Origin of the sequence: Mesorhizobium sp. B2-3-10 (assembly GCF_006442275.1) — a bacterium.
In the GTDB taxonomy this organism is placed as follows: domain Bacteria; phylum Pseudomonadota; class Alphaproteobacteria; order Rhizobiales; family Rhizobiaceae; genus Mesorhizobium; species Mesorhizobium australicum.
On record NZ_VFVT01000004.1, the window covers coordinates 425031 to 445302 of the forward strand.

Consider the following 20272-nt stretch of genomic DNA (forward strand, 5'->3'; position numbering starts at 1 on the left):
GAATTTTCGATGACCGGCAAACTGCGCCTTCCCTCGCTGAATGCTCTTCGCGTCTTCCACGCCGTCGCGCAGCATAGGAGCTTTCGGCAGGCGGCGGATGAATTGCTGGTCACACCGCAAGCGGTCGGCCAGCAGGTCAAGCTCTTGGAAGACACACTTCAGGTCACGCTGTTCGAGCGCAAGGGCCGGTCGATCGAATTGACCGAGTCCGCCATCCTTCTCTCGCACTATGTCAAAGCCGGCTTCGACGAGTTCTCGGAAGGCGTTCGCCGCGTCACGAAGTCGAACTACCGCGACCGCATCAACCTCAATGCAAGCCCCTACTTCGCCACGCACTATCTGCTGCCACGGCTATCGTTGTTTCGCGAAATCCTTCCGGGCGCCGATCTGCGCCTGACAACGATGGTCGACCTGCCCGATTTCGGGCGCGACGATATCGATATGACGGTGCAGTGGGGTTACGGCAACTGGCCCGACTACGAAACCACGCTACTGGTGCCAGACCCGAAGATCATCTGCTGCACGCCGGCGATCGGGGAGAAGATCAAGTCGGCGCATGACCTGACCCGGTTCACCCTGCTCGATACCGTCAAGTCGAAGCGGCTGTGGCCGGACATATTGCGACACCTCGGCGTCGAACTCACGGATGGGGACCGCAGTATCAGCTTTGACGACGCGGCGACCATGCGCCGGGCAACCCTGCAGGGCATCGGCGTCGGCCTCGTCTCCGTCATCGACGCCGAGGAAGATTTCCGGGCCGGCGCGCTGGTCGCGCCGATCGGCCGCGACGCCATCGCCGACATGAGGCCGGAAGAAATTCCGGGCTTCTACCTCGTCGTCCCGCGCGGGCATCTGCGCGTCAAGGCGGTGGCCGCCCTGCATCGCTGGCTCGCCCAGCAGGATTGGCGCAGCGACCTCAAGATCTCCTTGCCCAAACCGACCCCGCTTGCCGACTGAAGCGGCTTCGAGACCGGGCTCCGAAAGCTCTCTTTCGAGGCCCCAACAACAAGAAACGGAACAACCTCAACAGTGGAGAGATCAAAATGAAAATGATGAAATGGGGGGCCGCTGCCATGGCCCTGGGCCTCGTGCATTTCGCGGCGCCGGCGCAAGCCGCCGGCGGCAAGACGCTCGAAGCCGTCAAGGCCCGCGGAACGCTCAATTGCACCGGCCATGACGGCTCCTATCTTGGCTTCGCCGAGGTGGACGACAAGGGCAACTGGAAGGGCATGGACATCGACCTTTGCAAGGCCGTCACCACGGCCGTGTTCGGCGATCCGTCGAAGCTGAAGGTGGTGCCGATCAGCTGGGCGCAGCGCTGGCCGGCGCTCCAGTCCGGCGATGTCGACATCATCATCAAGGCTTCCGGCGGCACGCTGAGCCGCGACACCGAGCTCGGCCTGCAATTCTCCATGTCCTATTACCTCGGCACCACCAAGGTGATGGCGCACAAGGAACTCAACTTGAAGTCGCTCAAGGACGCCGCCGGCGGCACGATCTGCATTCCGGCCGGCACTTCGCAGGAGCAGCAGGTCGCTGCCTATACCGCCAAGCTCGGCATCAAGCTCGAGCCGGTGCTGATCGAAAAGACCGAAGAGCTCGAACAGGCCTATTTCTCCGGCCGGTGCGATCTCTATGCGCAGTGGGGACCGACGCTCGCCATTGCCCGTATCGCCAAGGGCAAGGTCGAGGACCATGTCATCCTGCCCGACGTGCTGGCGGTCGAGCCCGAAGTCATGATCATGCGGCAAGGCGACGACAATTGGGTCGACATTGCCAACTGGATGCTGAGCACGCTGATCTTCGCCGAACAGGAAGGCATCACCTCCAAGAACGTCGACGAGATCAAGGCCAAGCCGACTTCACCGCAGGTCGCCAAATTCCTCGGCGTCACGCCGGGCATGGGCAAGGGCCTCGGTCTCTCCGACGACTGGGCCTACAAGGTGATCAAGAACGTCGGCAATTATGGCGAGATCTTCGATCGCGATCTCGGCAAGGACTCTCCCTACAAGATGGACCGCGAGCTCACCAATCTCTGGAACAATGGCGGCGTCCTGTTCCCGCTGGTGATCGACTGATCCGTTCTGGATCAGGATGACGTTTCGTTGAATCGCCATCCTGATCTAACTTTTTGTTGGAGCATCGCGCCTTGAGCTCCGCCTGGCTCCCGCCGGGCGGAGCCAGCGCCAATCGGGAAAGATCCTGATGGTCAGCCTGCTGAGAAATCAGAAGGTCCGCAACGCGCTGTTGCAGGTCCTCTATGTCGCCTCGCTCGCGGCGCTTGTGCTTGCCGGCGTTTTGATCGCCCGACGGAACCTGGCCGAGCAAGGGATCACCTCTGGCTTCGACTTCCTCTACAAGTCGACGGGCTGGGATGTGAATTTCTCGCTGCTGCCGGCCACGGCCAACGATCCCTATTGGTGGTACTTCCTCATCGGCATCATCAACACGCTGTTCCTGGGCACGGTCGGGCTGGTGCTGGCGACCATCGTCGGCACGATCGTCGGCCTGGCGCGAACCTCGTCCAACGAACTGGCGCAGCTGCTCGGCCGCACTTACGTCGACATCTTCCGCAACATCCCGCTGATCCTCCAGGTCTTCTTCTGGTACGCGCTCATCACGCATCTGCCGCCGCCGCGCGCCGCGCACGAAGGCTGGGGTTTTCTGCTGACCAGCCGTGGTCTCTACGTGCCGGTACCGAATGTCGGCGGCGTGGCAATGGCGCTGGCCATATTGGCCGTGATCGCGGCAATAGCGCTGCCGGTCTGGATGGGCAGGACGTCACGGCTCAGCCAGCCGATCGGCCAGCGTGCCACCATTCAGCTCGCCGGGGCTGCTGCGGCGCTGGCCTGTGCGGCCATCATTCTGTTGGTAGGGCGCCTGCCTGAAGCACCGCTGCTCGATTTCCCCGCCCTGCAGGGCCTCAATTTGAAGGGCGGCCTGCGCATTTCGTCGGAATTTTCCGCTTTGGCCATCGCCATCACCATCTATGGCGGCTCCTACATCGCCGAGATCGTGCGTGGCGGCTTCAAGTCCGTCGGCAAGGGCCAGATGGAGGCAGCGCGCTCACTGGGCTTGAGCCCCTGGCGCGTCTTCACGCTGGTGCGGCTGCCACTGGCGTTGCGCGCCATGTTGCCGATCCTGGCCAACCAGTATGTCTGGCTTATGAAGGCAACCACGATGGGCATCGCGGTGGGCTTCACCGATTTCTTCATGATCGTGGCGCTGGCGATCAACCATTCCGGCCAGACCATCGAAACGATCGGCATCCTGATGGCTGGCTTTCTCGCCATCAATCTCAGTCTCGCCGCCATCTTCAACCGCATCAACAAAGCAATCGCCCTCAAGGGCAATCAACTGAGGGGATAAGAGATGGAGATGGTCGTTATCGCTCCCCCCGCCCCCGGAAGGATCGAGGATCTAAGGCGGCGTTTCTTCGCGACACCGCTTCAGGCGTTGCTGTCGCTGGTCTCGCTGACGATCATGGGCTTTCTGTCCTGGAAGCTCATCAATTGGGCAATCCTCTCGGCCGTGTTCACCACGAGCGGCGGGCCAGAGGCCTGCCAGGCGGCGGCGGGAGCCTGCTGGTCGGTCATCGCGGCCAGATGGCGGATCATCCTGTTCGGCCTCTATCCTTTCGAGGAGCAATGGCGCTCGGCGCTCGCCTGCGTCACCGTGGTGGTGATGACGGTACTGAGCTGTATCCCGGCCTTCTGGACCGGACGTCGGATCGCGCTCGTCTGGGGAGCGGGAGCAGCAACCTACTACGTGCTGATGAAGGGCGGCGTGCTTGGTCTTTCCTACGTCGGTGAGGAAGCCTGGGGCGGACTGGCGCTCACCCTGTTCATCTTCGTCACCACCTGCCTTATCGGCTTCCCGTTGGCCATCTGCCTGGCCCTGCTGCGCCGGTCGGACCTGCCCTGGATTTCCCGCACCACCGGCCTCATCATCGATGGGGTCCGCTCGCTGCCGCTGATCTCGATCCTGTTCACCTTCGCCATCGTCCTGCCCTTCGCGTTGCCGCAATGGATGGTAGGCGACAAGCTCTACCGCGTGATCCTGGGCTCGGCACTGTTCTTCTCGGCCTATCAGGCAGAGATCGTCAGGGGCGGCATGCAGGGCGTTCCCAGTGGACAGGAAGAAGCGGCCATGGCGCTCGGCATGAGCTATTGGCAACGCATCGGCCGCATCCTCCTGCCGCAGGCCATGCGGAACGCTTTGCCGGCGACCATCAACCAGTTCGTCATCTCCTTCAAGGAAACCTCGCTGGTCGTCATCGTCGGCTTCTTCGAGATCCTGGCCTCCGGCAATGCCGCCTACGGAACCGGCGAATGGCGCTTCGCCTATGTCGAAGTCTATGCCTTCATCGCCTTCATCTACTTCGTCTTCGTCTTCAGCCTGTCCCGCTACGGCGCCTATCTCGAGCGTCGCATGTCTGTCGGCGAACGGTAAGGAGGCGCAGATGATCTCGGTCAATTCGAACAAGTCTGACGGGCCAGCCGTCCACATCGAAAATCTCGACAAATACTATGGGTCGTTCCATGCGCTGCGGAAGGTGAACCTGTCCGTGCAGCGAGGCGAAAAGATCGTCATCTGCGGCCCCTCCGGCTCGGGCAAATCGACCATGATCCGCTGCATCAATCGTCTGGAACAGCACAATGGCGGCCGCATCACCGTGCTCGGCACCGAGCTCAACGACGACGTCGGCAACATCGACGGGATCAGGCGCGAGGTCGGCATGGTGTTCCAGCATTTCAACCTGTTCCCGCACATGACGGTGCTGGAGAACTGCATGATCGCCCCGATGATCGTGCGCAAGCAACCGCGCGCGGAGGCCGAGGCCACCGCCCGGCGCTATCTGGAGAAAGTCCGCATCCCCGAGCAGGCGATGAAGTTTCCCGGGCAGCTTTCCGGTGGCCAGCAACAGCGGGTCGCGATCGGGCGGGCGCTGTGCATGCAGCCGCAGATCATGCTGTTCGACGAGCCGACCTCGGCGCTCGACCCGGAAATGATTTCGGAAGTGCTTGATGTCATGGTTACGCTTGCCTCCGAAGGCATGACGATGATTTGCGTCACTCATGAGATGGGTTTCGCGCGCCGCGTCGCCGATCGTGTGATTTTCATGGATGGCGGTGAGATCGTCGAACAGGCGCCGCCCGAGGCGTTCTTCACCGCCTCGCAAAACGAGCGCACGCGGCAGTTCCTGTCGCAGGTGCTGGGTCATTGAGCGGCAATTGGGAAGATGCAACGGTCCGAAGTGTACGCAGATCCCCAGGTACTTCAATGATTGATCCCGTTGTCGTGTTGCGCCAGATACTCGGATCGAAAGGCTGGCTTTCAGGCGCCGACGCCGAGCCTTACCAGCGCGACTGGCTGAACCGGTATGGCGTGGCACCCCTGGGCGTCGCTAGGTCCGCAACCACCGCCGAGGTGGCCGCAGTCGTCAAGGCATGCCGGGAGGCCGGACTGGCAGTCGTCCCGCAAGGCGGCAACACCAGCCTTTGCGGTGGCGCGGTGGCCGAACAACCGAATGCGGTCATCGTGTCGCTTGCACGCATGGCCGCGATCGGTGAGCCGGATCTGGACAGCGGATCGATTGCCGTTGAAGCCGGCGCCGCGCTTGCCGCGTTGCACGAGGCGCTGGAGCCGCATGGCCTGATGTTTCCAATGCATCTCGGTGCCGAAGGCAGCGCCCGGATCGGCGGCCTGATCGGCACCAATGCCGGCGGCAGCCAGGCCTTTCGCTACGGCATGATGCAGGACCTGGTTCTCGGCCTCGAAGTCGTGACCCCGGAGGGCGAGGTCTGGAACGGGCTGCGGGCAGTGCAGAAGGACAATGCCGGCTATCAGCTGCGCAAGCTGTTCTGCGGCGCGGAAGGCACGCTCGGCATCGTCACGCGCGCCATCCTGCGGCTCTACCCCACGCCAAGGCAGCAGGCGAGCGCGCTTATCGTTATGCCCGATTTTGCCGCCGCCGTGTCATTCGGCGCCTTCCTGCGCGGCGAGGCGAGCGAATTCCTCACCGCTCTCGAATTCTTCAGCGATGTCGGCCTGCAACTCGCCCTCAAGCATTTGCCTGATCTCGCCTATCAGCTGGAGACAAGGGGGGATGTCTACCTGCTCGTCGAGCTGGCTTCCAGCTCGCAACGTGTTGCCCTCGACGAAATCCTGAATTCGGCATTGGAATGGGGAATGGAGCAAGGCCTGGTCCTGGATGGCGCGCTGGCCACATCGGGGGCGCATCGGGCGCAGTTCTGGCGGCTGCGCGAAGAGCAGCCTGAAGGACAGCGTCTGGAAGGCGAGCAGCTCAAGCACGACATCTCGGTTCCGTCAGGCGCCATTGCCCGCTTCATCGAGGCGGGTGCGAAGGTGTGCCACGACATCCTTCCCGGTGTGCGGATCAACCCGTTCGGGCATCTCGGCGACGGCAACATCCACTATAATCTGTCGCCGCCGGAGGGCCGGGCCGATTTCGAGGCCAAAGCCGGGCAATTTGCCGAGGCGCTCTCGTCACTTGCCACGCGGATGGGCGGCAGCTTCGCGGCCGAGCACGGGCTTGGCCGCGCCAAGATCGCCTTGGCAGAGCGCAATCGCGGTTCCGTGGAGCGGGAACTGATGGAGCGGCTGAAGAGCGCGTTCGATCCGCAGGGCACGATGAACCCCGGCGTTCTCCTGCGCTCGTCACAGTAAAGAAAAACTTTTCGAATGAACCGCATTTCTTGATTTCGCCCCGTTCCGCCAGCGTGCACGTATCCAAAAAGGCAGGCTCGGTCCGCTTGCCCCCGATCGAGGATGTCGAAAACATGATCCGCAATGGCGGCCGCCTTCTTGTCGAATGCCTGATCGCCCTGGGTGCTACCAAGAGTTTCGGCGTGCCCGGCGAAAGCTATCTGGCGGTGCTGGACGCGCTTCACGACACGCAGGGCAGACTGGACTATGTGCTGTGCCGCAACGAGGGCGGCGCAGCGTTCATGGCCTCGGCGTACGGCAAGCTGACGGGATCGCCGGGCATCTGCTTCGTGACGCGTGGGCCGGGTGTCACCAACGCCAGCATCGGCGTCCATACGGCCATGCAGGACAGCTCTCCGATGATCGTGTTCGTCGGCCAGGTCGGCACCGACATGAAGGGACGCGAAGCGTTCCAGGAGATCGACTACCGGGCGGTTTACGGCACCGTCGCCAAATGGGCGGTCGAGATCGACAACGTTGCGCGTCTGCCCGAGATCGTGGCGCGGGCCTGGACCACCGCCTTGACCGGACGGCCGGGTCCCGTCGTTGTCGCCCTGCCCGAGGACATGCTGACCACCTTGACCGAGGCTGCCCCGCTCAGCGGACACGCCGCGATTTTCGAGCCGGCGCCCGGCCCGGAGGCGATTGCTTCGGCGCTCAAAATGCTGGCCAAAGCCGAGAGGCCGGTGCTGCTAATGGGCGGCGCCAATTGGACGGCTGAAGGACGCGCGGCTCTGCAGGCCTTCGCCGAAGCCTCCGACGTCCCGGTCGTGGCGGCCTTCCGCTATCAGGACCAGTTCGACAATCATTCGCCCGTCTTCGTCGGCGAGGCCGGCGTCGGCATGGTGCCGCACGTCAAGACCCTGATCCGCGATGCCGACGTCATCCTCGCCATCAACGTTCGCTTCGGCGAAATGACCACGGACGGCTATACGCTGCTCTCCGTTCCCGTGCCGCGCCAGAAGCTGATTCATGTCCACGGCTCCGACCGCGAGATCGGCAAGATCTATGTGCCTGTTATCGGCATCCACGCCGGCCCTAACGCATTCGCCAAGGCGCTGATGCCAATCAAGGGCGGTTGGGCGGACTGGCGGGCCGCCGCGCGTAAAACCTATGAAGGGACATTCGCGGCGCCCGTCCAGCCCGGCCCGGTCGACATGGTCGCGATCAGCGCCTGGCTGCGCGAACATTTGCCCGCCGACGTCATCCTCACCAATGGCGCAGGCAATTTCACCGTGTGGCCGAACAAATTCTTCAAGTTCGGGCCGGAGGCGCGGCTGCTTGCCCCGCAATCCGGCGCCATGGGGTATGGCTTGCCCGCGGCGATCGCGGCGAAGGTGGCCTATCCCCAGCGCACCGTCGTCTGCTTTGCCGGCGATGGCGACTTCCAGATGAATTGCCAGGAACTCGGCACCGCCATGCAGGCGGGCGCGCAGCCGATCGTGCTGATCCTCAACAACGGCATCTATGGGACCATTCGCGCGCACCAGGAGCGCCACTATCCGGCGCGCGTCTCGGGAACCTCGCTTGAGAACCCCGACTTCGTCGCTTTGGCGAAAGCCTATGGCTTCCATGCCGAGCGGGTCGAGGCGACGCAGGATTTTGCCGCGGCGTTCGACCGCGCGCAGAAGTCCGCCACCGGCGCCGTTCTCGACATCGCCATCTCGGCGGAAGCGCTCACGCCCCGCCAGACCCTTTCCCAGATGCGCGACGCCGCGCTCGCTTCGCAAAAGGCCAACGCATGACCCCCAGGACTGACGACATTCGTCTCGGCGCGGACATTGGCGGCACCTTCACCGACATTGCCCTCGACCTGCACGGCACGATGTACTCGACCAAGGTACTGACCAACTATGCGGCACCCGAACAGGCGATCCTCGACGGCATTGCCATTGTCACGCGTGACGCCGCGATATCGCCGGCCGAGATCGGCATCATCATCCACGGCACGACGCTGGCAACAAATGCCCTCATCGAGCGCCGCGGCGCGAGGACCGCGCTGATCACGACCGAAGGGTTTCGCGACGTCATCGAGATGCGCACGGAAAACCGCTTCGAGCAGTATGATCTGAACCTGCAACTGCCGACGCCGCTGATCCCGCGTGAGGACCGTTTTACCGTCAAGGGCCGCATCGGTGCCGAGGGCCAGGAACTGCAGCCGCTCGACGAAGCAGCGCTCAAGGATATTACCGGGCGGATCGCTGCCGGCGGCTTCGGCTCGGTGGCTATCGGCTTCATCCATTCCTATGCCAACCCCGCGCACGAGCGCCGGGCGCGCGAAATCCTCTCCCGCAAGCTGAGCATCCCGATTTCGATCAGCTCGGAAGTCTCGCCGCAGATGCGCGAATTCGAGCGCTTCAACACGGTCTGCGCCAACGCCTATGTGCGCCCGCAAATGGCCGACTATCTCGCCCGCCTGCAGATACGCCTGAAGGATATGGGCGCCGAATGCCCGGTGTTCATGATCCATTCGGGCGGCGGCCTGATCTCGGTCGAAACAGCTTCGGAATTCCCGGTGCGGCTGGTCGAGTCCGGCCCGGCCGGCGGCGCCATCTTCGCCGCCGACATCGCGCGGCGTTTTGGGTTGGAGAAAGTCGTTTCCTATGACATGGGCGGCACCACCGCCAAGATCTGCCTGATCGAGGATTTCGCGCCGCGCACCGCCAGGACATTTGAAGTGGCGCGCACCTATCGTTTCAGCAAGGGCTCGGGCATGCCGATCTCTATTCCGGTCATCGAAATGATCGAGATCGGCGCCGGTGGCGGCTCCATCGCCTGGGTCGACGCCATGGGCCGCATCCAGACCGGCCCCGAAAGCGCCGGATCGGAGCCTGGTCCGGCCTGCTACGGCCGTGGCGGCCAGCGTCCGGCGATCACCGATGCCGATCTGGTCCTCGGCAAGCTCGATCCCGACAATTTCGCCGGAGGTGCGATCAGGCTCGACACGTCAGCCTCCGAACAGGCCATCCTGCGCGAAGTCGGCGAGCGGCTGTCGCTCGACGCCATGTCGACGGCGTTCGGCATCTGCGAGGTGGTGGACGAGAACATGGCCAATGCCGCCCGTGTCCATGCCGTCGAGAGCGGCAAGAACATTTCCGACAACATGATGATCGCCTTCGGCGGCGCGGCCCCCTTGCACGCGGCCAGGCTTTGCGAGAAGCTCGGCATCGACCAATGCTTGGTTCCCCAGGGTGCCGGTGTCGGCTCGGCGATCGGCTTTCTCAAGGCTCCCTTCGGCTACGAGGCCCTGGCGTCGAAAATCACCCGCCTGTCGCAGTTCAAGCCGGCCGAAATCAACGCCTTGCTCGGCGATCTCAAGGCCAGCGCCGAAAGCTTCGTCCAGGCCGGAGCCAGCGGCGAGATCGTCTGCGAGATCACCGCCTTCATGCGCTATGCCGGTCAGGGTTGGGAAATCCCTGTGCCGCTGCCGGACGAACCGTTCGGCGACGATGCCGTCACCATGCTGAAGGACCTATTCCAGGCGAATTACCAGCGCTTTTTCGGCCGCGCCATCGACGGGCTTGGCGGGCTTGAAATCGAGATCGTCACCTGGTCGGTCAAGGCGACCGACGTGCGGCCCGCCGCCATCAGGCACGAACTCACGACCGCCAAGCGGACCAGGGCGCCCTCCACCACGCGCCCGGTGTTCGATCCGGTAAGTGGCGAGGCACGCATCTATGGCATCGTCGAGCGGGCAACGCTCTGCGCCGGTGACAGCGTGCGGGGCCCGGCCGTCATCGTCGAGCGCGAGACCTCGACCGTCATCACCACCAGTTTCGATGCCGTCATCCAGAGCGACGGCGCGATCCTCCTGACCCGCAAAGGCAGCCACGCATGAGCGACATCAGCGAAATCCGCATGCAGGTCATGTGGAACCGGTTGATCTCGGTGGTCGAGGAGCAGGCCCTCACCTTGCTGCGCACGGCGTTCTCGACCTCGGTGCGCGAATCCGGCGACCTGTCGGCGGGCGTGTTCGATCCGCGCGGCGAGATGCTGGCGCAGGCGGTGACCGGCACGCCAGGCCATGTCAACACGATGGCAGAGGCCGTGCTGCATTTCATGAACGAAATCCCGCGCGACAACATGTTCGAGGGCGACACCTATGTCACCAACGACCCTTGGCTAGGCACCGGCCATTTGCATGACATCACCATGGTCTCGCCGTCGTTTCTGAACGGCGAACTCGTGGCGTTCTTCGCCTGTACGGCGCATGTGGTCGACGTCGGCGGCCGCGGCTTCGGCGCCGACGCCAAGTCCGTTTACGAGGAAGGCATCCAACTGCCGATCATGAAATTCGCGGAAAAGGGCAAGGTCAACCTCGACCTGGTCAGGATCCTGCGCGCCAATGTCCGCGAGCCCAATCAGGTCGTCGGCGATTTCTATTCGCTCGCCGCCTGCAACGAGGTCGGTCATCGGCGCCTTGTCGACATGATGAAGGAGATCGGCCTGTCCTCCCTGGACGGGCTCGGCGACTTCATCATGTCGCGCACCCGCGATGCCATGGTCGAGCGCATCGCAAACCTCCCCAAGGGAAGCTGGTCGAACGAGCTCATGACCGACGGCTACGACACGCCGGTCAAGCTTGCGGCGACGGTCACGGTTCGCGAAACCGGCGTCGAGGTCGACTTCACCGGCACTGATCCGATGAGCCGCTGGGGCATCAACTGCCCGATCATCTACAGCAAGGCCTATGCCTGCTACGCGCTGAAATGCGTGGTGGCGCCCGACATTCCCAACAATGCCGCGTCACTGGCCTTCTTCACCGTTTCGTCGCCGGTCAACATCCTGAATGCCGTGCGCCCTGCCCCCGTCGCGCTGCGCCACATTTTCGGCCACATGGTACCCGACCTCGTGCTCGGCGCGCTCGCCCATGCGCTGCCCGGAAAGATCCTCGCCCAAGGCGCCGGCGCCTTGTGGAACATCCACATCTCGGCGCGGCCGGTTCCCGGTGCTTCCGGCCGGAATGCCGAAGTGCTGATGTTCAATTCCGGCGGCATGGGCGCGCGCCCTGGCCTTGACGGCCTGTCGGCCACAGCTTTTCCGTCGGGCGTCCACACCATGCCGATCGAGGCGACCGAGCACACCGGCCCGATCGTCATCTGGCGCAAGGAACTGCGCCCGGATTCCGGCGGCGACGGCGAATTTCGCGGCGGCCTGGGCCAAGTTCTGGAGATCGCCGCGACGGACGGCCATGAGTTCGACTTCTCCGCCATGTTCGACCGCGTCAATCATCCCGCCGCCGGACGCAATGGCGGCAAGGCCGGTGTCGCCGGTGTGGTCAGACTTGACGATGGCACGATGATGCGCCCCAAGGGCTGGCAGCACGTACCGGCCGGCCGCCGCTTGATCCTCGAATTGCCGGGCGGCGGCGGCTATGGCGATCCGTCCAGGCGCGGCGCCGACGCTCGCGCCAACGACCGCTCCAAGGGATACATTTCGGAGAACGACAAATGAGCTACATTGCCTCGCGCCTGTCGGCGGTGAAGCCTTCCGCCTCAATGGCTGCCTCGCAGGCAGCCAAGGCGCTGCGCGCCAAGGGCGTCGACGTCATCGATCTCGGCCTGGGCGAACCGGATTTCCCGACGCCTGGCCACATCATCGATGCCGCCCATGTCGCGGCCAAGACGGGACAGACGCTCTACACGGGGGCTGCCGGTACGGCCGAAGTGCGCGAAGCCGTGGCGGGAAAATTTCAGCGCGAGAATGGGCTCGACTATACGGCTGACGACATCGTCGTGGCCAACGGCGCCAAGCAAATCATCTTCAACGCACTGATGGCGACGCTGGAGACTGGTGACGAGGCGATCCTGCCGGCGCCCTACTTCGTCTCCTATCCCGAAATGGTGAAGCTGCTCGGCGGCACGCCAGTTGTCGTCGAATGTCCGGAGACATCAGGTTTCCGGCTGACACCGGAGCTACTGGAGAAGGCGATCACGCCGAGGACAAAATGGCTGTTCCTCAATATGCCGGGCAATCCATCCGGCGCCGTCTATTCGGAGCCGGATTTGCGGGCGCTCGGCGCCGTGTTGGCAAGGCATCCGCATGTGCTTGTCCTGTCCGACGAGATTTATGAACACATCCTGTTCGACGGTCGCGAATTCATCTCCTTCGGCAAGGCCTGCACGGAGCTGAGGGACCGCACCCTGATCGTCAACGGCGTCTCGAAATCCTATGCGATGACCGGCTGGCGGGTCGGCTATGCAGCAGGACCCGCGCCGCTCACCAAGGCGATGGCGACCATCCAAAGCCAGTCCTGCACTTCCGTTTGCTCGATCGCTCAAGCTGCGACCGTGGCGGCACTAAACGGCCCTCAGGACCAGGTGGCACGCTTCCGGCAGGCCTTCGAGGCGCGCCGCGACCTCGTCGTCGAAGGCATCAGGAAGATCAATGGCCTGACGCTCTCACCGCCGTACGGCGCCTTCTACGCCTATATCGGCTGCGGCAGCCTGATCGGCCGCAAGACCCGTGGGGGCGTCGTGCTGCAGGACGACACGGCGGTGGCGAACTATCTCTTGAACGAAGGCCGCGTGGCGTCGGTGCCGGGTGCTGCCTATGGACTTTCACCCTATTTCCGCATTTCGACCGCGACTGGCGAAGACGTGCTGACCGAAGCGATCGCGCGCATCAACGCCGCCGTCGCGCAAGTGGAGTAGACCATGCCGCATTACGAACGCATCCTGATCACCGGCGCCGCCGGGCGCCTCGGCTCGGAGCTGCGAAAGGGACTGGTGCCGCTGGCCAAGACGATCCGGCTGGCAGGGCGCGAACCCTTCGGTCAGCTTGCGTCCCACGAGGAAGAGGCGGTCTTCGACCTCGCCGACATGGAGGCGACGATCGCCGCCACCAGGGACTGCGACGCAATCGTGCATTTCGGCGGCGCGCCGCTCGAATGCGAATGGCAGAAGATCCTCGATTCCAGCATCCGCGGCTCCTACCACATCTATGAAGGGGCGCGGAAACACGGCGTCAAGCGCGTCATCTACGCCTCCTCGGTGCACGCCATCGGCTATCATGAAGTCGAGGCCCATATTGGCGTCGACGCTCCGGTGCGTCCCGACAGCCTCTACGGCGTGTCGAAGAATTTCGTCGAGAGTCTCAGCCGGCTCTACTGGGACAAGTTCGGCATCGAGACGGCGTGCCTGCGCATCTTCTCATCCTTCCCCGAGCCGGCGGACCGCCGCATGCTGTGGTCGTATCTCTCCTTCGCCGATTGCGTGCGTCTGGTCGAAGCGGCGCTGACCGCGCCGCGCGTCGGCCACACGATCTCCTACGGCATTTCCGACAACAAGCTGAAGATGGTCGACAACAGCGGCGCAAACCATCTGGGTTTCAATCCGCAGGACAGCGCCGAGCCATTCCGCGCCGCGGTCGAGGCGAAGTCCCCTGTTCCCGATCCGAAGAAGCCCTCGGTGAAATATCTTGGCGGCTGGTTTTGCGAGCTTGGTCACCCTGACGACAAGCCGATGTGACTGTCGAGTGCCGCAATCAGCACTTTGGTATGATCACCTGGATGTCTGCTTTTGGACACGCACAGTCTTAGGTTGAATGTCCGACAATGGTGCGCAAAGCTGCCGTTCGCGTCTTGGATAGCTTTCGGCTCAGACTCTCCCGTTCCCTACCGATCTTTGCAGCACCGAGATAGGCCCATCACGCCCGACACTGCAGAAAAAATGGCATGCCCTCCGAGTGGGGGGTAAGGCGGCAGCGGTCTCCCGCTATCAGTCCCGCCATAAGTCATTGAAATCACATCAAAAAAAGCAACTTATGGTAGCGCCTCGTCCAAAAAGTCTTGAATGATTTCAAGGCCCGATCTCATATCGCGGTATCATCGAACGTCAGGGGTAAGCCATGCGGACGCTTGGTCACACCAGGGCGAATGTCCTGGGTGGTGCCAAAACCGAAGCTTATAGGCAGGAGACTACGGAAGCGGTCGGTCGCGCGACCATGCTTTGGAAGCGCTATCCTCTAGGCTGTTGTGTCAACGATATCGGCTGCGGCCTTGCAGCGACACAAAACACCAACAGCCTCATTGAGTAACTCAGTGCCGGTCGCGATCGACCTCACCTCGGTACCAATATCTAGAACCCACTGCCAAGCTTCCTTCGCCAAGCGCGCCGATGGCACCACGCCTCACGAACGTGCGCCGCCAAATACAGGAGCAGACGCCTCAGATATTGGCCCGCGTAGCCAGCATCGCGATAGTCCGTAGTGGGAGCGTTGACACTGGGGAGCGTAAACGCCGCTTCCACCTCGTGGCCCTCGCGTTGCAACTTCTTTACCGTGCTTGCTCTGGCGTAATGTGAGCTACCAATGACGATAATTTTCATATCCAGCCTCCTTGCCACGGTTACAGTCCAAGTCTGAAGCACGGCGACGCGCTATCGGGGGCGGCGGGCTGCGAAAGAAGGTGAGCGTTCACGAGCCCAAGACGCGAGTGTCTCAACCTTGGTGGCTTGTGGCATCGAGGGGCCCCCAGGACGGACGCGTCCAAACCAAACGGGCCTCGCTAGCCACTGCCGCGGCAGCGCGAACATGCGACAGCAACGGTCGTCGATTTCGTCGTGCATGTGGCACCGCGAATGACGGATTTGTTGTCGAGCGCGCACCCCGTACTTTGCACTCGATGCGTCGCCGTCACTGCCTTCGCGACCTTTTCCTCAACCGGACCGACCAGCACTGGTTGGTTGTCCAATAAATTCAGATCGAGCACGTCATCAATTTGCTGCCGCAAAAGTTCGGGGCGCAACCCATCGCCGCGCTCGGCAGCGATCGGCTGAAGTGCATGCAAGAATGCCAACATGACGGAAACTCCTCGCTGATTTCGGAGCCAGGCGATCTTAAACGAGACCCTCATCTCTCATAGCGATGCGCACTGCCGGTCGCGCATCCATCCGGTTGCGCAAGGCCGCCAAAGAGGCGGGAAGGGGAACTTCGAAGCGCGCTGCCCACAGCAGCATTACGTACAGATAGCAGTCGGCGACGCTGAGCCGATCGCCAAAGAGATAGTGTGTCTTCAATCCGTCACCGATGAGCTCAAATTGCCCTGCTAAAGTCACTCTGGCCTTGGATTTCTCGGCATCCCGGCCGGGATGCCACATGGGCTTGAAGCTGGGATGAATCTCGGTCGAAATGTAGCTCAGCATTTCCAGGATGCGGGTCCGGCCCAAAAGCTCTGGTACACCCAGCGGCGGATACTGCGATGCGATCCAATCGAGAACGGCGATGTTCTCGGTGACCGTTTCGCCGCTATCCAACACAAGAGCCGGAACGTAACCTTTTGCCGTGACCGCGAAGAAATCTCTCCCGGAAGCCGTTCGTTTCGTCTCGAGATCAACCTCCTCGCGCTCAAAGGAAGCGCCTGCCTCCTCCAGCGCGATGTGGTCAGCCAGGCTGCAGGCGAAAGGGCTGTAGTAGAGTTTCACGATTTCTCTCTTTCTGAACGCAGATGACATTCCGCATCTGGCGAAGCGGGAGGCCGTTAGGCGACCTTCCGCCAGCACCTCGACGGCGCACCCCAGAGCTTCGCACTTGACATGGAGGACGGCTACGACGCCGATCGCCAGGCACGCCTATTCCGAGGTTTGACCGGGCTGAAACAATCGCTCTTTGCTTGCCGCGCGCGCTACGTTCGGCATTAGGAAGGGTAGCTGGAAGAATCCAGGACCCTGCCGCCAAGCATAGCCTCCTCGGTCGTCAGGCCATTCCTTGGCTCAGCAAATCATAAACGAAGGTATTGGACGCATGTGCCCTTGGCACGATGGCTCGCATCCGGCCACGGACTGCATGATTCAATCCGAGACCAGGAACCTTTCAATACGACCGCCGCAGCCTTGCTTTGCTCGATTGCCGCCGGCGCGATGTAGAGACTGTTCCGGCAATAGGAGTCCGTCATCATGACCGATCCTTCCGAACTCGAACGCGGTCCCATTGAGCTCGCGCCCGCTGGGGCACTTGCCTCAGTGGAGGTCGACGTCTCTTCCTTGACGCCTGGAAATTCGCTCGTCGTGCAATGGCGCGGCAAGCCGGTCGTCGTGCACAACCGCACCAGGCAGGAAATGAAGGACGGCGAGGCCGTCGATCTTGCTGCCCTCAAGGATACGATTGCCCGTGACGCCAATCTGCCCGCCGACGCGCCCGCCACTGATGCCAACCGCACCGCGCCCGGCAAGGAAGCCTGGTTGGTGATGGTTCAGGTCTGCACTCACCTTGGATGTATCCCGATTGGCCAAGACGGCGATTCGGCGGCTGGCTCTGCCCGTGCCACGGCTCTCGATACGACAGCGCAGGAAGCATCCGCAAAGGTCCGGCGCCGGAGAACATGGCGGTTCCGGTGTTCCGGTTCATTTCCGATACCAAGATCCGTATCGGTTGACGCAAGGACATTTCGATGAGCGAGGGACATTCGACCTACAAACCCAAGACTGGAATCGAGCGCTGGTTCGACACTCGACTGCCGCTACCACGGCTGGTGCATGATTCCTTCATCGTCTATCCCGTGCCGCGCAATCTGAACTACGCGTACACGTTCGGCGGCATCCTCACGATCATGCTGGCATCGCAGATCATAACCGGTGTCGTGCTGGCAATGCATTATGCTCCCGATACGGGGCTGGCCTTCAATTCGGTCGAGAAGATCACGCGCGATGTAAATTCGGGGTGGCTGCTTCGCTCTCTGCACGCGAACGGCGCATCGTTCTTCTTCATTGCCGTCTACATCCACATCTGCCGCGGGCTCTATTACGGCTCCTACAAGGCGCCGCGCGAATTGCTGTGGATCCTCGGCTGCACCAACTTGCTGGTGATGATGGCGACAGCCTTCATAGGCTATGTGCTGCCCTGGGGGCAGATGTCGTTCTGGGGCGCCACTGTCATCACCAGCTTCTTCAGCGCCATTCCGCTGGTCGGCGACTGGATCCAGCACTTGCTGCTCGGCGGCTTCGCCGTCGACAGTCCGACGCTGAACCGCTTCTTTGCGCTGCACTACCTGCTGCCATTCCTGCTTGTCGGAACAGTGACCCTGCACATCTGGGCGCTTCACGTGGTGGGCCAGAACAATCCTACCGGCATTGAGGTGAAATCGAAGACCGATGTCGTGGACTTCACGCCTTACGCGACGGTCAAGGACGCGTTCGGCATGATCGTGTTCCTGTTTTTCTTTGCATATTTCGTCTTCTATCTGCCGAATTTTCTTGGCCATCCGGACAACTACACGGTCGCCAACCCGCTGAAGACACCTGCGCATATCGTGCCGGAATGGTACTTCCTGCCGTTCTACGCGATCCTGCGCGCCATCACCTTCAATGCGGGACCGATCGATTCCAAGCTCGGCGGCGTGCTGGCGATGTTCAGTTCGATCGCGGTGCTGTTCCTGGTGCCGTGGCTGGACAGCTCCAAGGTGCGCTCTGCGGTCTATCGGCCCTGGTACCGGCTGTTCTTCTGGATGTTCGTGGCCAACGCGCTCTTTCTCGGCTGGCTCGGCTCACAGCCGGCGGATGGCGCCTACGTTACGATGTCCCAGTTGGCAACGCTCTACTATTTCGCTTTCTTCATCATCGTGATGCCGTTGCTCGGGCTCATCGAGACGCCGCGCCCTTTGCCGCATTCGATCACCGAAGCAGTGCTCCAAAAGAATGTGGCCCGCTCAAAGGCAGAAGAATAGACACGTGGGTCTGACGATGGCGATGCTGTCGGCCTCTGACGAGGGCAGGATTGCAGGTCAGCGGCATACGAGTTGCAACACTGCGCCACGCAGACGGTCTTTTCGCGCTGTTCACGTCCAGCCGCTTTCAGCACTCGTCGACTGAACACAAACAAGGATCGATAGTCATGGCTAACTGGCAACGCAGCCTCGCTGGCATCGACACGGTCATCCTCCCAATGGCCCGCGACCAGGCGGACGGCATCAAGATGCGGCGCGCATTGCCTTCCGCCAATCGGCGCATGATCGGACCCTTTGTCCTATTCGACCATTTCGGTCCCGAAGAGCTCGATGCAGATCACGGCTTCGACATGCGGCCGCACCCCCATGCTGGCCTCGCAACCGTGACCTACCTCGTCGATGGAGAGACCATCGGGACAGTCTCGGCAGAGCGCAGAGCATCCTTCCGGGTGAGGTCAACTGGATGACCGCCGGGTCTGGGATTGTCCATTCCGAGGGCGCGCCGACAGAATTACGGGCGTCAGGAAGCAATCTTCTCGGCATCCAAGCCTGGATCGCCATCCCCTCCCGGCACGTGGACATTGCGGCCGACTTCGCACACTACGGCTCACCCAAAATACCGCGGATCTGCGCCGATGGTGTCGAATTCACTTTGATCGCCGGGGCTTCGGAAGGGCTGGTCTCTTCGGTCAAAACCTTTTCCGAAACGATCTATGCCGAAATCGTGCTCACGGGCAGCGCGCAATACCAGTTGAAGCCCGAGCATCGTGATCGTGCGATCTATGTGGTTGCCGGTGAGGTTGGGATTGCCGGCCAGTGTGGGATGTTCGAAGAGGCCGAACTGATAGTGCTGACGCCCGGAGTGGAAGTTGTGCTTCAGGCACCCGCCTTCCACGCGGCGCGACTGATGCTCATTGGTGGTGAGCCGCTCGCCGGGGCGCGCCATATTTGACCACCCCAACCCGCGAATCCAACAGGTAACTAGACGTGCGCGAAGCAGTAATTTGGCGGTGTTCGACAACTCGGAACGATACGGCCGAATATTTTAAACGGCCTTGGCATGCATCCTCTGGTCTCGTGACTGTCCTCCGGGGCTCGCCTGATTATGGGATATTCAGCTGAGAATTCGTCGCCGATCGCACAGCCGGCAACCGCAATGTCACGGTCGTGCCGGCCCCTAGCGTGCTCTGCACAGCGACGCTTCCGCCCGACTCCTCGGCAAAGTGCTTCACCATCGGCAAGCCAACTCCGCCTAATCCTTTGCCTTTGGTGGTGAAGAAGGGATCGAATGCGCGGGCCATGGTCTCCTCGGTCATTCCAATTCCATTGTCCTCGACACGAATATCGATCTGACCGGTTGTAGATCGTTCAGAAGCCAGGGCGGCGCCAACTGAGATCAGACCACCGTCGGGCATCGCGTCCCGCGCATTGAACAGGAGGTTCAAAACCGCATTTTGCAAACCAATCCGATCGCACCTTATCAAAGGCATGTCGGGATCGACTCTGACCTCAAGCCGGATACTGGCATCCCAAGCGCTACGAATGAGTGTCTCGATCTCCGAAAGGCAGTCGCTTACGTTCGCCTGCTGGATGTCAGAGCAGATCCCTCCGGCTGCCCTGATGGTCTGCCTGACCAGGCCGCCAGCTCGTTCCAAAGCCATTTTCGCGCCGGCAATTACAGGCCCAAGATCGGGCGCCGCCGAGACGTGGGGGTCGCGGGCCAAATGGTTCAAGGCGGATGAGGCGACTTGGATAAGATTGCCCAGGTCGTGAACGATGCCGGCGGCCGACAACTGTTTGGAATGGCCACCAGGAGGACGGTCCGGCGGAAGGTAGAAGACATCAACTTTCAGTTCTAAGCCTGACATTCCATTCCCCCGTTTG

16 protein-coding genes and 2 pseudogenes are annotated in these 20272 nt (G+C 62.1%); 15 read left to right on the forward strand and 3 right to left on the reverse strand.

The window, feature by feature from the left end; genetic code table 11:
• Positions 1-9 precede the first annotated feature (9 nt).
• The 11 genes from FJ943_RS14750 to FJ943_RS14800 all read left to right on the forward strand — a co-directional run bounded on the left by FJ943_RS14750 (position 10) and on the right by FJ943_RS14800 (position 14198).
• The gene (locus tag FJ943_RS14750; RefSeq protein ID WP_140722404.1) at positions 10-957 is read left to right on the forward strand and encodes a LysR substrate-binding domain-containing protein; all 948 of its coding nucleotides are present in this window, start codon (positions 10-12) and stop codon (positions 955-957) included.
• 86 nt (positions 958-1043) lie between these two features.
• Positions 1044-2078: an amino acid ABC transporter substrate-binding protein gene (locus FJ943_RS14755; protein ID WP_140722407.1), complete on the forward strand. Its 1035-nt coding sequence runs from the start codon at positions 1044-1046 to the stop codon at positions 2076-2078.
• Positions 2079-2205: 127 nt separating this feature from the next.
• Positions 2206-3369 (forward strand): ABC transporter permease subunit, encoded by a 1164-nt coding sequence (locus FJ943_RS14760; RefSeq protein WP_140722410.1) that lies wholly within the window; start codon positions 2206-2208, stop codon positions 3367-3369.
• 3 nt (positions 3370-3372) lie between these two features.
• Positions 3373-4452, forward strand: coding sequence for an amino acid ABC transporter permease (locus tag FJ943_RS14765; protein ID WP_140722412.1), 1080 nt, complete (start codon positions 3373-3375; stop codon positions 4450-4452).
• Between the two features lie 10 nt (positions 4453-4462).
• Entirely contained in the window at positions 4463-5227 is a 765-nt protein-coding gene (locus FJ943_RS14770) for an amino acid ABC transporter ATP-binding protein (protein WP_140722415.1), read from the forward strand.
• Between the two features lie 56 nt (positions 5228-5283).
• Positions 5284-6690 (forward strand): FAD-binding oxidoreductase, encoded by a 1407-nt coding sequence (locus tag FJ943_RS14775; protein ID WP_140722418.1) that lies wholly within the window; start codon positions 5284-5286, stop codon positions 6688-6690.
• A 113-nt stretch (positions 6691-6803) separates the two neighbouring features.
• The gene (locus FJ943_RS14780) at positions 6804-8474 is read left to right on the forward strand and encodes a thiamine pyrophosphate-binding protein (protein ID WP_140722421.1); all 1671 of its coding nucleotides are present in this window, start codon (positions 6804-6806) and stop codon (positions 8472-8474) included.
• The gene (locus FJ943_RS14785; RefSeq protein ID WP_140722424.1) at positions 8471-10567 is read left to right on the forward strand and encodes a hydantoinase/oxoprolinase family protein; all 2097 of its coding nucleotides are present in this window, start codon (positions 8471-8473) and stop codon (positions 10565-10567) included. Before FJ943_RS14780 ends, FJ943_RS14785 begins: the two co-directional genes overlap by 4 nt.
• A complete protein-coding gene (locus FJ943_RS14790) occupies positions 10564-12183 on the forward strand; it encodes a hydantoinase B/oxoprolinase family protein (protein ID WP_140722427.1) in 1620 nt (539 codons plus the stop codon). The genes FJ943_RS14785 and FJ943_RS14790 overlap by 4 nt, the downstream gene beginning before the upstream one ends.
• Complete coding sequence (locus FJ943_RS14795) at positions 12180-13382, forward strand: pyridoxal phosphate-dependent aminotransferase (protein ID WP_140722430.1); 1203 nt, start codon at positions 12180-12182, stop codon at positions 13380-13382. Before FJ943_RS14790 ends, FJ943_RS14795 begins: the two co-directional genes overlap by 4 nt.
• A 3-nt stretch (positions 13383-13385) precedes the next feature.
• Positions 13386-14198 (forward strand): NAD(P)-dependent oxidoreductase, encoded by an 813-nt coding sequence (locus tag FJ943_RS14800; RefSeq protein WP_140722433.1) that lies wholly within the window; start codon positions 13386-13388, stop codon positions 14196-14198.
• Positions 14199-15235: 1037 nt separating this feature from the next.
• Here the strand turns inward: FJ943_RS14800 and FJ943_RS14805 are convergent.
• A complete protein-coding gene (locus FJ943_RS14805; RefSeq protein WP_140722436.1) occupies positions 15236-15529 on the reverse strand; it encodes a hypothetical protein in 294 nt (97 codons plus the stop codon).
• A 37-nt stretch (positions 15530-15566) separates the two neighbouring features.
• Positions 15567-16151 carry a glutathione binding-like protein gene (locus FJ943_RS14810; protein ID WP_140722439.1) on the reverse strand — a complete coding sequence of 195 codons (585 nt, stop codon included), beginning with the start codon at positions 16149-16151 and terminating at the stop codon, positions 15567-15569.
• Positions 16152-16676: 525 nt separating this feature from the next.
• On the opposite strand from FJ943_RS14810, the pseudogene petA reads away from it, so the two are divergent.
• From petA to FJ943_RS30005, 4 genes and pseudogenes are all read left to right on the forward strand, one after another.
• A pseudogene (gene petA / locus FJ943_RS14815) lies at positions 16677-17101 on the forward strand (ubiquinol-cytochrome c reductase iron-sulfur subunit); the annotation flags it as partial.
• Between the two features lie 15 nt (positions 17102-17116).
• Positions 17117-18388, forward strand: a complete 1272-nt coding sequence (locus tag FJ943_RS14820; protein ID WP_140722442.1) for a cytochrome b N-terminal domain-containing protein — start codon at positions 17117-17119, stop codon at positions 18386-18388.
• Positions 18389-18669: 281 nt separating this feature from the next.
• Positions 18670-18884: pseudogene (locus FJ943_RS30000) on the forward strand (pirin family protein); the annotation flags it as partial.
• A gap of 228 nt (positions 18885-19112) precedes the next feature.
• Positions 19113-19340 (forward strand): pirin-like C-terminal cupin domain-containing protein, encoded by a 228-nt coding sequence (locus tag FJ943_RS30005; RefSeq protein ID WP_246671889.1) that lies wholly within the window; start codon positions 19113-19115, stop codon positions 19338-19340.
• Between the two features lie 151 nt (positions 19341-19491).
• Here the strand turns inward: FJ943_RS30005 and FJ943_RS14830 are convergent, their stop codons facing one another.
• A complete protein-coding gene (locus FJ943_RS14830) occupies positions 19492-20256 on the reverse strand; it encodes an ATP-binding protein (RefSeq protein WP_140722445.1) in 765 nt (254 codons plus the stop codon).
• Positions 20257-20272 lie beyond the last annotated feature (16 nt).

Excerpts from the sequence above, each read along its gene's own strand:
- FJ943_RS14755 (WP_140722407.1), top strand. The coding sequence starts at position 1,044 with ATGAAAATGATGAAATGGGGGGCCGCTGCCATGGCCCTGGGCCTCGTG.
- FJ943_RS14775 (WP_140722418.1), top strand. The coding sequence starts at position 5,284 with ATGATTGATCCCGTTGTCGTGTTGCGCCAGATACTCGGATCGAAAGGC.
- FJ943_RS14805 (WP_140722436.1), bottom strand. The coding sequence starts at position 15,529 with ATGTTGGCATTCTTGCATGCACTTCAGCCGATCGCTGCCGAGCGCGGC.
- FJ943_RS14830 (WP_140722445.1), bottom strand. The coding sequence starts at position 20,256 with ATGTCAGGCTTAGAACTGAAAGTTGATGTCTTCTACCTTCCGCCGGAC.
- FJ943_RS14790 (WP_140722427.1), top strand. The coding sequence starts at position 10,564 with ATGAGCGACATCAGCGAAATCCGCATGCAGGTCATGTGGAACCGGTTG.
- FJ943_RS14770 (WP_140722415.1), top strand. The coding sequence starts at position 4,463 with ATGATCTCGGTCAATTCGAACAAGTCTGACGGGCCAGCCGTCCACATC.
- FJ943_RS14820 (WP_140722442.1), top strand. The coding sequence starts at position 17,117 with ATGAGCGAGGGACATTCGACCTACAAACCCAAGACTGGAATCGAGCGC.
- FJ943_RS14750 (WP_140722404.1), top strand. The coding sequence starts at position 10 with ATGACCGGCAAACTGCGCCTTCCCTCGCTGAATGCTCTTCGCGTCTTC.
- FJ943_RS14785 (WP_140722424.1), top strand. The coding sequence starts at position 8,471 with ATGACCCCCAGGACTGACGACATTCGTCTCGGCGCGGACATTGGCGGC.
- FJ943_RS14780 (WP_140722421.1), top strand. The coding sequence starts at position 6,804 with ATGATCCGCAATGGCGGCCGCCTTCTTGTCGAATGCCTGATCGCCCTG.
- FJ943_RS14765 (WP_140722412.1), top strand. The coding sequence starts at position 3,373 with ATGGAGATGGTCGTTATCGCTCCCCCCGCCCCCGGAAGGATCGAGGAT.
- FJ943_RS14795 (WP_140722430.1), top strand. The coding sequence starts at position 12,180 with ATGAGCTACATTGCCTCGCGCCTGTCGGCGGTGAAGCCTTCCGCCTCA.
- FJ943_RS14760 (WP_140722410.1), top strand. The coding sequence starts at position 2,206 with ATGGTCAGCCTGCTGAGAAATCAGAAGGTCCGCAACGCGCTGTTGCAG.
- FJ943_RS14800 (WP_140722433.1), top strand. The coding sequence starts at position 13,386 with ATGCCGCATTACGAACGCATCCTGATCACCGGCGCCGCCGGGCGCCTC.